The organism is Maribacter sp. PR1 (assembly GCF_028464145.1).
Taxonomy (GTDB): domain Bacteria; phylum Bacteroidota; class Bacteroidia; order Flavobacteriales; family Flavobacteriaceae; genus Maribacter.
The window spans coordinates 82759-101112 of the sequence record NZ_JAQPCG010000009.1 but is presented as its reverse complement, the minus strand read 5'-3'; the positions used below and the strand labels follow the sequence as shown (position 1 = coordinate 101112).

Annotated in this window: 8 protein-coding genes; 7 read left to right on the top strand and 1 reads right to left on the bottom strand. The window is 36.3% G+C overall.

What is annotated here, in order from left to right; all coding sequences use genetic code 11:
• Positions 1-53: 53 nt before the first annotated feature.
• Positions 54-746 carry an NUDIX hydrolase gene (locus PP182_RS17795; RefSeq protein WP_272652621.1) on the bottom strand — a complete coding sequence of 231 codons (693 nt, stop codon included), beginning with the start codon at positions 744-746 and terminating at the stop codon, positions 54-56.
• A 605-nt stretch (positions 747-1351) separates the two neighbouring features.
• Between PP182_RS17795 and PP182_RS17790 the strand changes: the two genes are divergently transcribed.
• The 7 genes from PP182_RS17790 to PP182_RS17760 all read left to right on the top strand — a co-directional run bounded on the left by PP182_RS17790 (position 1352) and on the right by PP182_RS17760 (position 18353).
• Positions 1352-3667: a glycoside hydrolase family 127 protein gene (locus tag PP182_RS17790; RefSeq protein ID WP_272652620.1), complete on the top strand. Its 2316-nt coding sequence runs from the start codon at positions 1352-1354 to the stop codon at positions 3665-3667.
• 49 nt (positions 3668-3716) lie between these two features.
• On the top strand, positions 3717-5696 hold the full coding sequence (locus tag PP182_RS17785; protein ID WP_272652619.1) for a glycoside hydrolase family 127 protein: 1980 nt from the start codon (positions 3717-3719) through the stop codon (positions 5694-5696).
• 738 nt (positions 5697-6434) lie between these two features.
• Entirely contained in the window at positions 6435-9392 is a 2958-nt protein-coding gene (locus PP182_RS17780; RefSeq protein WP_272652618.1) for a SusC/RagA family TonB-linked outer membrane protein, read from the top strand.
• 16 nt (positions 9393-9408) lie between these two features.
• On the top strand, positions 9409-10935 hold the full coding sequence (locus PP182_RS17775) for a RagB/SusD family nutrient uptake outer membrane protein (RefSeq protein ID WP_272652617.1): 1527 nt from the start codon (positions 9409-9411) through the stop codon (positions 10933-10935).
• Positions 10936-11021: 86 nt separating this feature from the next.
• Entirely contained in the window at positions 11022-14405 is a 3384-nt protein-coding gene (locus tag PP182_RS17770) for a VCBS repeat-containing protein (RefSeq protein WP_272652616.1), read from the top strand.
• A 10-nt stretch (positions 14406-14415) separates the two neighbouring features.
• Entirely contained in the window at positions 14416-15009 is a 594-nt protein-coding gene (locus PP182_RS17765) for a hypothetical protein (protein WP_272652615.1), read from the top strand.
• Positions 15006-18353, top strand: coding sequence for a VCBS repeat-containing protein (locus PP182_RS17760; protein ID WP_272652614.1), 3348 nt, complete (start codon positions 15006-15008; stop codon positions 18351-18353). Before PP182_RS17765 ends, PP182_RS17760 begins: the two co-directional genes overlap by 4 nt.
• Position 18354: the final 1 nt, after the last annotated feature.

The following is an 18354-nucleotide window of genomic DNA, read 5'->3' as shown; positions in this document are numbered from 1 at the left end:
AATAATTTATTATGGACAGTTAATGGATATTAAAGGGATGCAGTAGATTAAAGTCAGAGTTTAAAACTAAAACCTTCCTCCACTTTTCTTTTGTATTTTTCTGCGTCAAATTGAAAAAGATACGCACCTTTCTTTGATGAACTCGTATCTTTTTCCTTTAGTTTTATTAGAATATCTAAGGAATTGAACTTGCTAATAAAGTTACGTTTATCCAGTTTGTTATCCAAGATTGCCTCGTACAATTTCTGCAACGTTCGCATGGTAAATTTTTCAGGTAGAAGTTCAAAGCCTATGGGTTTGCTAAGTGCCTTTCTTCGTAAACGTGCCATAGCCCTCTCCACCATTAGATTATGGTCAAAAATCAACTTAGGGGCATCTTTAAGGGTGAACCATTTTGCAGATTCTTTAAGAAGAGTATTCTTGTCAGGTTGAGACAGGTCGATGAGGGCATAGTAAGCAACGGATAAAGTCCTATCGGCCGGATCGCGGTCTACCTTGCTGAAGGTGTGTAATTGCTCCATGTAAATTTCGTTGAGTCCGGTAAGATGCTGCAGAACCCTTGTTGCAGCCTCGTCCAGAATCTCTTCTTTTTTCAAGAATCCCCCAATAAGGGACCATTTGCCCTGTTCTGGTTCAAAATTCCTTTTGATCAATAATATTTTTAGCTCTTCTTGATCAAAACCAAAGATGATGCAATCGACGGCCAATAATATTTTGTCCTCTTTGTTATACGTATTAAGTGTCATTTTATGTGGAAAATAGTAACCCGATGGGTTATTTACGTCTCTTACTGCATCAAAATAAGAACAGTTTTAAGAATATAAAACAAATTTTGTTAATTATTATTGTTTGCAAATTTACCCTATACCTTGAGTTTCCTAATAAGTAATATGAATTGGTGTAATCGTGTAGTGATTAATCAATTCGAAAAAAATCAATTTTACTTTTATTTCATTGGCTATTTACCATTAGGATAAAGAAAATAATATTTGATTACTTTTTTTGATGCAAAGGCCTGATTTTTAACAAACTTGAGAAGTCCCTATAGGATATAAATGTTAAAAATTAAAATTATAAAAATAATCCCACTATATTTATTAAGTGTATTTGTTACATTTGTTCATCTTCCATCTAAGAATGGCATACTAATTGAGTCAGAAACAATAGGTGGTTTTTGTTGAAGATTCTATATATCCATAGCTCCTTTTTAAAGGGAGACCAATAATATTTGAAGTTTCAGAAGTGCAAAAATTATAGTCAAATAATCGTTCGATTGGAAGAACTTGCACAAAGGATTGTTGGTGTTTTTTTTATTTAAAAGGACTACAAAGGAAATTAAAAGACCTTATATATGCAGTTAAAAAATTTCGCCAAATCAAATTCGCTTATTAGCAAATGTTTTACCCGTTTGTTATTTCTACTGAGTTCATTTACTGTTTTTGCACAAATGCAACCTTTTGAATTACAAGATGTAAGACTATTGGAAGGTCCATTTAAAAATGCCCAAGATGTTGATATGCAGTATATTCTTGAGTTGGAGCCGGATAGGCTCTTAGCTCCCTATTTAATCGATGCCGGATTTCCCACAAAAGAAAATCGCTATGGAAACTGGGAAAGCATTGGACTGGATGGGCATATTGGCGGACATTACTTATCGGCTTTAGCAATGATGTACGCTTCCACAGGTAATGAAGAACTTAAGACACGTTTAGATTATATGCTGTCGGAATTGGAGCGTTGCCAAATTAAAAATGGTAATGGTTATGTCGGCGGTATCCCTGAAGGGAAAGTGTTTTGGGAACGTATCCATAATGGTGATATCGATGGTAGTGGTTTTGGTCTGAACAATACTTGGGTGCCACTATATAATATCCATAAATTGTTTGCGGGCTTAATTGATGCTTACCGGTATGCCGGTAGTGAAAAAGCAAAATCAATTGTTATAAAATTGGGGGATTGGTTTATTAATCTTATAGAACCACTTTCTCATGAACAAATACAAAACATTTTAAAAACCGAGCATGGCGGCATCAATGAATCTTTTGCCGATTTATATTTGATCACAAATGATGAGAAATACCTGGAAACGGCAAAAAAATTAACTCATGAAAGCTTCTTGGAGCCACTGCTGAATGAAGAAGATAAGTTGACCGGACTACATGCCAACACCCAAATACCAAAAGTTATAGGTTATGAAAAAGTTGCAGAGTTAACCAATAATGAAGCCTTATCCGAAGCTGTTGAGTTTTTTTGGAGAAATGTAGCACTAACTAGAACTGTGGCGTTCGGAGGCAACAGCGTGGCGGAGCATTTTAATCCTATCGATGATTTTAGTGGTATGATAAAATCCAATCAAGGTCCGGAAACATGTAACTCCTATAACATGGTCCGGTTAAGCAAATCCTTGTTCCTTGATAATAATGATTTGAGTTATTTAAACTTTTATGAGCGTACGCTTTACAATCATATTTTGTCCAGTCAGCATCCTGAAAAAGGAGGTTTTGTATACTTTACACCTATTCGACCTAATCACTATAGAGTGTATTCGCAACCTGAAACCAGTATGTGGTGCTGTGTAGGTTCTGGTTTGGAAAACCATACAAAATACGGGGAACTCATATATAGCCATAATGAAAATGATGTATTCGTAAACTTATTGATTCCTTCTACCTTGAATTGGAAGGAAAAAGGCATTGAATTAACTCAAAGCACAAAATTCCCGTATGAAAATCAATCCGAAATCGTTTTAGACCTTAAAAAGAAACAGACTTTTTCATTAAATATACGTCAGCCCAAATGGGCAGAAAATTTTGAGTTTTTAGTGAATGGTGAAATTCAAAAAATACAAGAAAAACCTTCTAGTTATATAACGATAAATAGAAAATGGAAATCTGGTGACAAGATTGCAGTCAGATTTAAAACTTCGACACATTTAGAACATTTACCAGATGGTTCTAATTGGGTTGCTTTTGTTGATGGTCCGATTGTTCTGGCTGCTAAAACCTCCACAGAGGATTTGGATGGTTTATTTGCAGATGACAGCCGCATGGGACACGCTACGCATGGTAAGTATATTCCTTTGGATGAAGCTTACGCATTGGTTGGTGATGAAGATAGCTACCTTTCTAAACCAAAAGATATTGGAAAACTTCATTTTAGCATGGATTCTTTAGAACTTCAACCATTTTTTGAAGTGCATGATGCGCGCTACCAAATGTATTTTCAAACCTATAATGCTGAAGAATATAAAGAAAAACAAGCTATTCTCAAACAACAAGAAATGGCTGCAGCCGCTCTTGAGGCTAAAACCATTGACAAGGTAAGTTGCGGCGAACAACAGCCTGAAGTTGGTCATTTATATGAAGGGGAAAAAAGCTTCTCTGGTTATGATGAAGATAAGTTTTGGAGAAGTACACGCGGGTATATGTCTTACCAACTTTTGAACAAAAATCAAGAAGGTCAATATATGGATATTTCAGCATTGAATGACATTTCATTGGATGCTATCGACATATCGGTTAATGGCAAACCTGCTGAAATAATTTCAACAAAAAATAAAACCATTCGAATAAAATTAGGTAACACCGAGCTTATTGCCATAAAAATTTCTTCCACTAATGACAGGCCAACACCTCGATTTTATGAACTAAGAATTGTTAAATCTTGACAAATATTTATACATTCAATCATTTGAAATGTATCGCAAACTATGGATTATGAATAAAGAGAAATTTTTTTTGAGGATATTTTTGTTTAGGCCAGATTATGGGATAACCATATTGCTATTTTTAATGTTTGGTGAGAATTGGGCACAACAGGAAAAGCAAGACTATCCAATTCAACCCATAGCATTTACAAATGTTCGTATTGAGGATGATTTTTGGGAAAGAAGGTTGGAGACCAATAGAGAAGTTACTATTCCCTATACATTTCAAAAGAGCGAGGAAACAGGAAGAATCAATAATTTTGAACGAGCTGCGGGATTGGAGGAAGGACCATTTGAAGGAATATTCTTTAATGATTCAGATGTATTTAAGATTATTGAAGGAGCTAGTTATTCCCTTCAGGTACATCCCGATGATAAATTGAAAAAATACCTTGATGATCTAATTGCGAAAATAGCTTTGGCACAAGAGGATGATGGGTATTTATATACGAATAGGACTATTGATCCATCAAAAGCTGCTGATAAGGGAGGTAAGAATAGATGGACCAATTTGGAGACATTCCATGAACTATATAATGTAGGCCATCTTTATGAGGCTGCTGTTGCCCATTATGAAGCAACAGGACAAAGAAGTCTTTTGGATGTAGCTATAAAAAATGCAGATTTAGTGGAAAAGGTTTTTGGTCCTGGTAAAAATATGGGAGTGCCTGGCCATCAAGAAATCGAAATGGGCTTGGTAAAGCTCTATAGGGTTACTGGAGATGATAAATATTTAAATCTTGCCAAATTTTTTATAGACCAACGCGGTAATGCAAAAGGACATAATTTATATGGTGAATATTCTCAGGATGCAGAACCTTTTGTAAAACAAAAGAAAGCCGTAGGACATTCGGTTAGGGCTGGGTATTTTTATTCAGGAGCCACGGATATTGCCGCAATAAAGGGCACCCATGAGTATGATTCGTCCTTACATAGCATATGGGACAATATAATTGACACCAAAATATATCTTACTGGTGGTATTGGAGCTGAACCCAAACATGAAGGTTTTGGACCAGATTATGAACTGCCAAATGCTACAGCCTATACAGAAACTTGTGCTGCAATTTCGTTAATGTTTTGGAACCATAGACTTTTTTTATTGGATGGGGATGTGAAGTATATGGATGTCTTTGAAAGAACACTATATAATGGATTTTTATCCGGAGTATCTTTTGAAGGAAATACTTTCTTTTATCCCAACCCCTTGGAGGCGGATGGTTTTTCAACATTTAATCAGGGGGTTTGCGGACGTTCCCCTTGGTTTGATTGTTCTTGCTGCCCCGTAAATGTTGTAAGGGTTCTACCCTCCCTACCTGGATATATTTATGCCGTTAAAGACGAGGAAGTGTATGTGAATTTATTTATTGGAAGCAAGGCGGATGTGGAAGTAGACGACCAAATTTTAATGATAAATCAGAAAACAAATTACCCGTGGGACGGCACAATTGAATTTACTTTCGACAATAAGGAAGAAGTTACTACTAATCTTAAGATTCGGGTGCCAGGTTGGCTGCGGGGAGAGGTAATGCCGGGAAATCTTTATGAATACCTTGAAAAAAAGGACCTTAAAGTAGGGTTGAGTGTTAATGGTGAACGTCAGGAGTTGAACATGAATAACGGATATTTGGATTTAGGCAAACGTTCGTGGAAGGCTGGGGACCATATCTCATTGAATTTTCAGATGGCCGTTCGTCAAGTAGTGGCTAATGATAAGGTAATGGCCAATCGTGGAAAAATAGCTATGGAGAGGGGACCATTGGTTTACTGTGCCGAAGAGGTAGATAATCCTATCGGTGTATTATCATTAGAAATCCCCGACAAAATGAATCTTGAATACACATTTGACAAAGGACTACTGGAGGGCTTGGGTAAAATTACGGGCACTTTTCAAATTGAAGGTCAAAACAAAAAAATCACTGCTATACCTTATTTTGCTTGGGCACATAGAGAAATGGGAGAAATGGCGGTTTGGCTGAATTCAAAGTAACTTGCCTTTATTGATAAGGATACTGGGTTGATAACAAATTTTTATAGCAGTTTAAAATTATTATAGGTGCCAAATGGTAAATTTCTCAGGAAACAGTTCATAGTTAATGGACGTACTGAGTGCTATTCTTTTTAATCTTGCCATAGCTCTTTCTGCCATTTAATCGTGATCATAGATTAATATAGGTGTTTCTTTAATACCAAACCTTTGTATTGGATTTTTTTAAGAGTTCTTCATTATGAGAGACAATGCCGATCAATGTATAATGACCTACCCAAATTGTATATACTACAGGGTCACGATTTAGTTTTTAGAATGAATATGCCTGCTTCCATATAGATGACATGAAGTCCTGTCAAATGATGTAAAATTCTTGGTAAGGCTTTATCCAGATTTCCTTCATTTTTTTACCTCTACAAGTAATGATTACTTTCAACTTTCAGGTTTAAAAACACGTTGGACCAATAGTGTTTTAAATTCTTCATTTTCACAACTAAAGATAATACAATCCACTGCGGCAAGAACTTTGTATTATTTGTTTAACACCATTTTGTCAATACAAATTAGCAAGAGCAGAATATCTCCCAAAAAATCAATTAAACTGTTATTTAATTTGAATATTAATATTTTTTCGTGTTAAAATTACACGTAATTATGTTTTTTTCTTGCTAAATTCAATTATCTTCAGTTTATTTACATGTGTAATTTTCACACTTAACGAACAACCTAACTCACATTATGAAAAAAAAACTAACTCTTTTCGGATTTAAATTTCGATTTCCCAAGAATGTTGGGATATTGACTTTTCTATTACTTTTGACTACTTTATGGGGCTTTGGTCAAACTCAAGGCACAATACAAGGTACGGTGATAAGTGCCACCGATAATATTCCTTTAATGGGGGTCAATGTAATCGTAAAAGGTACTACCGTGGGTACCGTAACTGATTTTGATGGGAAATATTCAATTCAGGCATCTGCCACTGATGAATTGCAATTCTCATCTATTGGATTTCAGACTCAAGAAATAGAAGTGGGAAATCAGACCATACTAGATGTATCGTTAACGGAGGATTTCACCCAACTAAGTGAGGTGACAGTAACAAGTATTGGTTATGGTACAGTTGAAAGAAGAGAAATTACCAGTGCTGTTGCTAGTGTTGATGCTGAAGAGTTCAACAAGGGTAATATCAACGATCCGGCACAACTTTTACAAGGTAAAGTTGCTGGTCTTTCAATCGCTAAACCTGGTGGTGATCCTAATGCAGGTTTTAATATACGATTGAGGGGGCTATCGACATTTGGTGCCAATTCTCAACCCTTAATTGTTATAGATGGTGTAATAGGCGGTTCTCTATCCTTAATCGACCCTAATGACATTAAGTCTATAGAAGTTCTTAAGGATGCTTCCGCTGCAGCCATATATGGTACAAGAGGGGCTTCAGGTGTAATCCTCGTTACTACAAAAAAAGCGACCGGTGTAGATGCCTCAAGAGTTGACTACAATACCTATCTAGCTATGGAAAGCGTTGCTAAATTTGTTCAAAATTCTACCCCCGATCAGTATCGTGAGGCAGGAGGAGTAGATAACGGGTTTGAGACAAATTGGTTGGATTTGGTAACGCATACCGGAATTACACAAGTTCACAATTTAGCCATATCCAACGGAACAAAAAATGGTAATTATAGGGCTTCAATCAATTACAGGGATGTTGAAGGAATAGCAAAGGGCACAGGTTTCGATCAGCTGAACGCACGATTCAATTTTGAGCAACGTGCATTAAACAATAAGTTAACGTTAACATTAAATGGAGGTATTACAAGAAGGAACGCCCAATTCAAGCCTTATGAAGCGCTAAGGTTTGCTATAATAGCCGACCCGACTGCTCCAGTTTATAATGGTGGTGACCCTGCCAATGGATATTGGGAACCTAGTACTCCAGAATACCATAATCCCGTTGGAATTGCTAATGAAGTTACGGATGAAGGTACTTTTAAGACCTTACTTGGTAATATAAGGGCCAAGTATAATTTTACGGATAACCTTGACTTAACTGCGTTTTATTCGCTTCAATATGAGAGCGACCTACGTTCCCAATATTTTTCCTCCAAAACCCGTTTTTCAGGTGGTTCAGGACAACAAGGCCGTGCAAGAAAGGAAACCGAAGACAGGGAAAATGAATTATTTGAATTAACTGCTAATTATCAAAAGAGTTTTAATGGTCTTAAGGTTTCCCTATTAGGAGGTTATTCTTGGCAACAATTTGTATTCGAAAACTTTAATGCGTTTAATACAAACTTTATAACCGATGATTTGTTATATAATGCCTTAGAACTTGGTTTGGGTACCGCAACAGGAAGCGATGCTTTTGCAGGTATGAATAGTCAGAAAGAAGAATCACGTTTGATTTCATTTTTTGGAAGAGCTATGTTGAACTATGAGGATAAATTTTTTATTAGTGGTTCCTATAGAAGGGAAGGTTCATCAAAGTTTGGTATTAACGAACAGTGGGGTGATTTTTACTCTATAAGTGGCGGAATTGATTTTGCTGAACTGTTTGATGAAATACCGTTTAGTTCACTAAAACTTCGTGCGGGTTATGGAATTACAGGGAACCTGCCCAACCAAAACTATGAAAGCCGTGTTAGATTGTCTAGGGGTGCAAGAAGCTTTTTCAACAATAGTAGATATTTGCAAGGGGTAAATTTTGCTTCAAACCCAAACCCTAATCTTAAATGGGAGGAAAAGGCGGAGACAAACGTAGGACTCGATTTTGGCTTTTTGGATTCTAGATTATATGGGTCGATTGATTTTTATAGTAGAAACACAACCGATGTTTTACAGTCAGTTAGTGTTCCTGTTCCACCTAATTTTTTCGGAACAACGTTGTTGAATATTGGGGAGCTAAAATCGAATGGTCTGGAAATAGCGCTGAATGGTGCAGTAGTGCAAAAACCTGATTTTGGTTATAATACCGGGATTACTTTTTCCACTTTTAATACAGAATTAGTGAGTTTAGATGGTGATAGGGAACAAATTTTCTTAGGAAATCTTGGCGCTCCTGGACTAAACAATATTCTGGTAATACGCGTAAAAGAGGGTGAGAAAATTGGAGATATCATGGCTCCTACCTATGAAGGGTTGGATGACCAGGGAAGAAGAATTATTACAGATGTGAATGGGGATGGAACAATTAACCAAGAGGACGATGCAATCGTGGCAGGTAATGGGCTACCAGATTTTGAGATGGGTTGGAGCAACTCTTTTAACTATAAGAATCTGGATTTGAACTTTACCATTAGGGGGGCATTTGGCCATAGTCTTGTAAATATTAATAGAGCATACTATGAATCTCCTGCTGCATCAAATAACTACAATCCAGTAAGGACGAAGTATTACCTGCCAGAATTGACCCAGCCAGAAAGTTGGAATAGCTATTATGTCGAAAAAGCCGATTTTGTGAAATTGGACAACATTACCTTGGGTTATAACTTTGAGATTGCAAAAACTTCTCCAATAAAAAGCTTTAGGTTATATGCTTCTGGTCAAAACTTATTTGTTATAAGCGGATATACCGGTGTAGATCCTGAAGTACATTATTCTTATGGGAATTCACCATTAGCACCTGGTATTGATGATAGAAATTCATATTTCCGTACGAAAACGGTTAGTTTAGGCTTAAACATTGGACTATAATTAAAAAATTTGCAACATGAAAACATTAAAAATAAAATCAATAATTATAGGTGCCCTAGCCTTTGTCTTTGGCATCTCTTGTACGGATCTTGAAACAGAGATTTATAGCGATTTGACACCGGAAACGGAATACACTACTACTGATACACAATTGGCGGCTATTTTAACTGCTTACGAGCCACTAAAAGGTTATGCTGGAAGTTATTTCAACCTTCAAGAACTATCTACAGAAACTAGTGCAGCTCCTGCAAAATTTGGTCCATGGGACGATGGAGGACTTTGGGCAAGGTTACATAGACATGAATGGGAAAATAATTCCGGTGATATCAATGGGGCTTGGAATTTGTGTTTTAGCGGAGTATCTACTTGTAATAGGCTTATAGAGGAATTTCAAACATCAACTGCTGATACGGAGGCTGCTGTTAACGAACTTCGTGCTTTGAGAGCGCTATATTTTTATATGGCCATGGATCTCTATGGGGATGTTCCATTAGTTACAACGTTTGCTACAGCTGATGCTAACCCATCGAGAACACCAAAGCAAGAAGTTTTTAATTATATCGTTTCAGAATTGGAAGAACTGATTCCACTTCTGCCAACAGGTACGAAAGGTGAGCTTTACGGTAGAATCAATAGTTGGTCGGCAATGGGTATATTGGCTAGAGTATATTTAAATGCAGAAATATATACCGGAACAGCTCAATGGGATAAAGTTGCCACTTTGACACAACAAATAATAGATGGAGGTCAATTTATTTTGGAACCCAATTATCTAGATAATTTTGAAATAAAGAACGAAGGTTCAAATGAAAACATTTTGGTGGTTCCTTATTCCAAGTCTAGTGGGGCACAATTTACGATTCATATGGAGACCCTACACCCCTTAAACCAGCAAACTTATGATTTGCAAAACGGACCATGGAATGGATATACGGCATTGGAGGAATTCTATAACTCATTTGATGAAGCAGATGGGCGTAAGGAAATGTTTATTGTTGGTCAACAATACACAAGTTCCGGTGAACCTATCAACGATCCAAATGGAGCTATTGAGGTGGATTCGGAGGGTAATCCTGAGCCTGATGGTCCACCATTAATATTTACTCCCTTTATTAATGAATTAACACCAAAGGCTTTTAGCCAGTCTGGCGCACGTATTGGAAAATATAATATTGAAAATGGAATTGGTACGGCAATGGATAACGATTTTCCGGTGGTAAGGTACGCAGATGTTGTACTTATGAGGGCAGAAGCCTTATGGAGGCTTGATAACTCAAGTGCAGAGGCGGTTGAATTGATTAGGCAAGTACGTGAACGGGTAGGTTTGGGAGCAATTGATCCTATTACCGAGGACGCGCTCTATGATGAAATTCAAAGAGAATTGGCATTTGAATGCCAAGCAAGAACAGTCATGAATAGATTTGATAGATTTGATACACAATGGTGGGAAAAAACCATTACCGATTCCAATAAAAAGGTTTTCCCCATACCAACAGATCAGCTTAATGGTAATCCTAATCTTGTTCAAAATCCAGGATATTAAGGAACTAAAAATTGTTGTTTGCGTTAGTTAAATTAGGAAAGATGCTATTTTTATGTGTCTTTCCTATTTTTTATCCTAAATATCGAATGAAAAGAAAAGTTTTATTTTTTTGTATTTTACTTTCTCCAGTACTATTCCTATCATGTGAAATAAAAATTGGAAATGAGCAATCTGTAAATAATGAAACCAAACTATTTTCGTTAGTATCTCCTTCCCAAACAAATATTCATTTTGAAAATGAATTAAGGTATACCGAAGATTTCAATACCTATACCTATCGTAATTTTTATAATGGTGGCGGTGTTGCGGTCGCTGATATAAATAATGATGGACTTCAGGACCTGTTCTTTACGGGAAGTATGGTATCCAACAAACTGTACCTCAACCAAGGTGATTTTAATTTTAAGGACGTTACCGATGAAAGTGGTCTTAATTCCTTAGGTGTTTGGTCAACAGGCGTAAGTTTTGCCGATGTAAACGGAGATGGGTTATTGGATATCTATTTATGCAAATCAGGAAAGCCTGAAGGAAAGCGTAGGTATAATGAACTTTTCATCAATAAAGGGTTGGATGAAACTGGTACATTTCCGGTATTTCAAGAAATGGCTAAAGAATATGGAATAGCGGATTACGGATTTTCTACCCATTCTGCATTTTTTGATTTTGATAAGGATGGAGACTTGGATATGTATCTGTTAAATAATTCCATTAAATCTATTGGAAACTATGATCTTAAGAAAGACCAACGTCTAATAAGAGATCCCTATGGTGGAAATAAATTATATAGAAATGACGGTTCTACATTTACCGACGTAAGTGAAGAAGCCGGTATTTATGGAAGTACCATAGGTTTTGGCTTGGGGGTAACCATTGGAGATATTAATAAAGATGGTTGGCAAGATATTTTTGTATCCAATGACTATTTTGAAAAAGACTATCTCTATATAAACAATGGGGATGGCACTTTTACTGAAAATCTAGAAAATAGTATCGGTGAAATTAGTTTGGGGTCAATGGGCGCAGATATGGCAGATATCAATAATGATGGTTTTCCGGAAATATTTGTAACAGAAATGCTACCCAAAGAGGAATCCCGTTTAAAGACAAAGGCAATTTTTGAGGATTGGAATAAATATCAGGCAAATATAAAGGCTGGATATTACAAACAATTTTCAAGGAATGTCCTACAATTGAACAGAGGTTACAAAGGCGAATCTAATGATGTTTTTATGAGTGAGATTTCCAGATTTTCTGGAGTTGAAGCTACGGATTGGAGCTGGGGAGCCTTGATAGCCGACTTGGATAACGACGGTCTAAAAGACTTATTTGTAGCTAATGGAATCTATAAGGATCTAATTGATCTAGATTATTTGAATTTTTATGCTGATCCTATAACTGCACGCCGTCTTTTTGAAGAAAGGGGAAGTTTTTTAAAAGAATTGATAGACAATATTCCATCTAATCCCCAGCCAAATTTTGCTTTTAAAAATAATGGAGATTTAACTTTTGAAAACCAGGCAAAGGTTTGGGGGCTTGATATGCCCACATTTTCTAACGGGTCTGCTTATGCAGATTTGGATAATGACGGTGATCTTGATTTGGTATTGAACAATGTGAACATGCCGGCCTCTGTTTATCGAAATAACTCGGAAAAGTTACGTGAAGACAATCATTTTTTGACGGTTTCCTTGCAGGGCAAGGACAACAATACATTCGCTTTGGGTAGTCAGGTTACGATATACCAGGATAATAACGTGCAATATCAAGAACTGGCACCAATGAGAGGGTATCAATCGTCTGTAGACTATAGGTTGCACTTCGGGCTTGGTTCAAGTTCAAAGGTTGATTCTATTCGTATTCAATGGCCAGATTTAACGGTGCAAATAGAAAAGAACATATCTATTGATACTATTCTTCTCATTTCCTACAATAACAGAATCAATGAAGATGGAAGTTCTTTTTTGAAACCGAATTACCAAAATTATCTTAAGCCCATATTCAATTCTGAAAGGAGCGCTAAGGGTCTGGAGTATTACTATAAAAAGTCCGGATTTGATGATTTTGACCGTAACCCCTTACTGTTTCACATGCAATCTGCCGAAGGTACTAAAATTACGATGGGCGATGTAAATACAGACCATAAAGAAGATGTTTTTATTGGAGGAGGCAAGGGTGAACCTGGGAGGTTGTTTGTTCAAAATGCTAACGGTAGGTTTTATATAAAACCACAGGTCAGTTTCGAAAAGGATAAATCCAGTATGGATTCGGATTCTTGTTTCTTTGATGCCGATAATGATGGTGATTTAGATTTATATGTTTGTAGTGGAGGCAATGAACTGCCTTCTACTTCATCCTCCTTAAAGGATAGATTATATATTAATAATGGTAATGGGGTATATTCACTTTCGAACCAAAATTTACCAACTAGGCGTTACGAGAACTCTTCAAGCGTAGCGGCCGCTGATATTGATAATGATGGTGATATTGATCTATTTGTAGGTATACGTTCCAAATCGTTTGAATATGGTCAACCTGTAAACGGATACATTTTAATTAATGATGGAAGTGGAAATTTTACCAATAAGACCGAAAGTTTGACGCCAAGTCTTTTAAACCTAGGTATGATAACTGATGCAAAGTGGTTTGATTACGATGGGGACAACGACCAAGATTTAGTGGTTGTAGGGGATTGGATGCCAATAACCGTATTTGAAAATAGAGAGGGTTCTTTTATAAACCGTACTCAAGAACTTGGATTAAAGGATAGCCAAGGATTTTGGAACACAATTGAAATTGCCGATTTAAATGCAGATGGTCATCAAGACTTGATAGTCGGCAACCACGGACTTAACTCTAGGTTTAAGGCTTCAACTAATAAACCTGTTAGAATGTATGTTAAGGATTTTGATGAAAACGGAAAAACGGAACATATAGTAACAACGTATAAAGGTGAAAAGGAATACCCCCTGATAGGAAAGACAGATTTGGTATCACAGCTACCTTATCTTAGGAAGAAATATTTGAAATTCGAGAGTTATCAAGGTCAAACAATGGAGGATATTTTTGGAAAAAAAGCCATTGAAGAATCACAAATACTGGAAGTACAAACTACCGAAACTACTTGTTTTATGTATAAAAATGGAAAATACGTGAAAATAGATCTTCCTTCAGAAGCTCAGTTTACACCCATATATGCTATTGAGGTATTGGATTATGATAGTGATGGGAATCTGGATATCCTCTTGGGAGGCAATTTTTATTGGTCAAAACCTGAGGTGGGAATTTACGACGGTAATAGGTCTCTTTTACTTAAAGGAAATGGTAAAGGTAATTTTTCAACCTTGACCACTTCGCAATCAGGATTATTTGTAGAAGGGGAGGTCCGTGATATAAAAAGTATAAAGGTAGGCGACGAAAAAGTTACGCTATTTTTAAAATTGAACGATAGCCTTTCAGTTTTAAGGCATTAAAAACAAATCGATGAAGTCGAAATCAGTTTTTTTTATAATTGGCTGTTTTAGCCTATCCATTTTTTTTATAGGGTGTGCTAAATCAAATGAAGCCAAATATAAACTTTTAGAAAAAAATGAATTGGCCAAAGGGATTCGTCATGATAGTTTGTTCAAAGGGCTTTATCTTAAAATGCCACTTAAGGAGTTTAGAACCTATAGTTTTGATATGAATATTAAAGGAAAATTTAAACAAGGTGGGCAAAAAAGCCCCAATTGGGTACAAACTGAATTAAATGAAATGAGCTACCCGGCAACCTTGACCTTTTATCCCCAATTTAAAAATGACTCTATTAATGAAATGAATGCTGCCATTTATTATGAGAACGCTAAATTTAAGGATGGCATTTTCGAAAGAGATAGTCTTATGCTCGATGTTCTTAACCTATTGGATAAATGGTATGGGGGAGAGACTTTCAAGATTAAAAGCCCAAAATTTTACAAGGAGGATGTTCATGTAAAGGTTAATGGAAATCGTAGAATTACAGTTTATCCAGATGCAAGTGGCCAAATAATAAACTTATGGTATGTTGATTTGACCAATTTAAAAGAAGAACGTCAATGAGGAAACAGGTTTTATTTGCTACAATAGGATTTCTGTCTTTCGTAAGCTGTGTTCAAGAGGCTAAAAAAGAAGAAACAACGAAACTTTTCGAGTTGTTGGATAAAGATGACACCGGTATTTCTTTTGTCAACCAACTAGAATATGATAAAGATTTTAATGTGTTTACATATAGAAATTACTATAATGGTGGTGGGGTCTCTATTGGAGATATTAATAATGATGGCTTGTCTGATATTTATTTTACATCAAACCTACAATCCAATAAACTATACTTGAACAAAGGAAACTTTTATTTTGAGGACATTTCAAAACAGGCAGGTATTGAGGGCAACCGCTCATGGTCTACAGGGGTGAATATGGTAGATGTTAATGCAGATGGTCTTTTGGATATCTATGTTTGTAATTCTGGGGATATTGATGGTGACGATAAGCAAAACGAACTTTTTATAAATAATGGAAATTTGACTTTTACAGAAAGTGCTGAACAGTATGGTTTGGCTGATAATGGCCTTTCTACCCATTCCGTATTTTTTGATTATGATAATGACGGCGATTTAGATGCCTATGTTGTTAACAATTCTTTTAGGGCAATAGGTTCGTTCAACATAAATAAAAACGAACGGCATATTAGGGATTCTTTAAATGGGGATCGGTTATATAGGAATGAAAATGGTCATTTTAAGGATGTAAGTGAAAAAGCAGGTATCTATGGAAGCACCATCGGCTTTGGATTAGGGGTGATAGTTACGGATATTAATGACGACGGTTGGCAGGATATTTATGTCTGTAATGATTTTTTTGAGAGAGATTATATCTATATGAATAACACGGATGGAACTTTCTCCGAGAAATTGGAAGAGCAAATGCCTTCCATTAGTATGGCTTCTATGGGTATCGATGAAGGTGATATAAATAATGACGGTTTCCCGGAAATTTTCGTTACAGAAATGCTTCCAAATGAAGAGTCCCGTTTAAAGACATCGATGTCCTTTGAGAGTTGGAACAACTATAAAAGCAAGATAAGAAGTGGCTACCATAGTCAATTCACAAGGAATATGTTCCACCTCAATAATGGTTTGGATGCCAATAATGATATTTCATTTAGTGAAATTTCTAGGTTGGAAGGTATGGAAGCTTCGGATTGGAGTTGGAGTGTGCTCATGGCCGATCTTAACCTTGACGGATATAAGGATATCTATATTACAAACGGTGTCTACCAAGACATCCTAAATCAGGATTATTTAAATTATATATCAAGTGAAGTAGTCGCTCGCAGTATGGTTACAGAAAATGGGGTTAACTATAAGAAATTGATAGATATCATACCTTCTAAACCTATTTCGAATGTTGCCTTTTCTGGTCAAAAAGGGATTGGCTTTCATGATAGTACTAAGGAGTGGGGGCTTCAGAAACCGGGATTTTCCAATGGTATGGCCTATGGGGATTTGGATAATGATGGAGATTTAGACCTTGTGGTCAACAATGTAAATTCAGAGGCTTTCATTTATAGAAACCATACGGAGATAATTGCTCCTAATGCGCAGTACTTAAAGGTACAATTAAAGGGAGCGGATAAGAATACCTATGCATTAGGTTCAAAGGTATCGGTCTATCAAAAAGGGGAAGTTCAAGTTTTACGAGAGATGCCTAGTAGAGGATTTCAATCTTCCGTAGATCCTATTTTGAATTTTGGCCTTAAACACAGAACAAATATCGATTCAATTATTGTAGAATGGCCAACTGGCAAAGCCTCTAAAATTTTGGATATTGACGTTAATCAAAAACTTGAAATTGAGGAAGGCAAATTAGGATTACAATTTGAAGAAAAAGATACAAAAAAGAACAAAACCTTAAGTTTTGATTTACGTACCGTTCCAAATGAGGGTATAGGTAGTCTAACACATAAGGAGAATGTCTTTAATGATTTTGATAGAGACGGTATGATTTTTCAAATGAGTTCTACAGAGGGGCCTAAAATGGCGATTGCTGATGTTAATGGTGATGGCCTGGAAGACGTTTACCTTTGTGGAGCGGCGGGTTTTGAAAGTCAACTATTTATACAGACAAAAGGAGGAAAGCTTCAAATTAGAAAAATCGATGATTTTGTCAAAAATAAACGTTCAGAGGATGTGGACGCTCTGTTCTTTGATGCTGATCAAGATGGAGATCAAGATTTGTACGTAGTTAGTGGGGGTAATGAATACCCAACTACTTCCTCTGCCCTGAGCGATCGTCTCTATTTGAACGACGGACATGGTGATTTTGAAGACAGCGGGCAAACACTTCCTACATCTTCCTTTGAGAGCACTTCATGTGTTAGTGCATCTGACTATGATGGTGATGGTGATATAGATCTTTTTGTTGGTGTACGACTAAAGAATAGAAATTATGGACTTCCTCAAAATGGATATATTTTACAGAACAACGGTAAAGGAATATTTAATAATGTCTCGGCAGAATTAGCCCCTGGTTTAAAAGAGTTAGGGATGATTAAGGATGCGGTTTGGACGGATTTTAATAATGACGGAAAACAAGATTTAATCATCGTAGGAGAGTGGATGAGCATTCAACTTTTTACACAGACGGATAAGGGGTTTGAAAAAGTTACAGATAAAGCCCTATCATCATTTTTTGGTTGGTGGAATACTATAGAGGCGGTGGATTTGGATAATGATGGAGACGATGATTATATTTTGGGGAATCATGGTCTTAATAGTAGGTTTAAGGCATCTGATGAAAAACCTATTTCCTGTTATATAAATGACTTTGATAAAAATGGAACAATTGAACAAATAATATGTACCTATAACGATGGTGAAGCTTATCCCTTAGTGCTGCGTCATGATTTAACTGCACAACTTCCATATTTAAAAAAAGAATTTCTAAAATATGAGGATTACAAGCTAAAAAAAATTCAGGATATCTTCACCAAAGAACAACTATCATCGTCCCATGTAAATGAAGTAAATTATTTAGAGTCGGCAGTAATTTGGAACAATGCAGAAGGCTTAAAATTAGAGGCATTACCCAGACAGGCCCAGTATTCTCCCATTTACGCTATAGCCGCTAAGGACGTGAATAACGATGGTTTCAAGGATTTGCTTTTGGGTGGCAACCTCTCAGAGGTAAAACCTGAAATTGGGAAGTATGATGCCAGTTACGGCCTATGCCTTTTGAATGATGGTAAAGGCTCGTTCAAAGCTGTGCCAAATAATGAAATCGGATTAAGAATGAATGGGCAGGTGAGAGATATAAAAGAAATGGATATTGATGGTGAGGATTATTTTTTAGTAGCCAAAAATAATGATGCGGTGCAGTTTGTCAAGATTAAGGAGGGGCTATAGA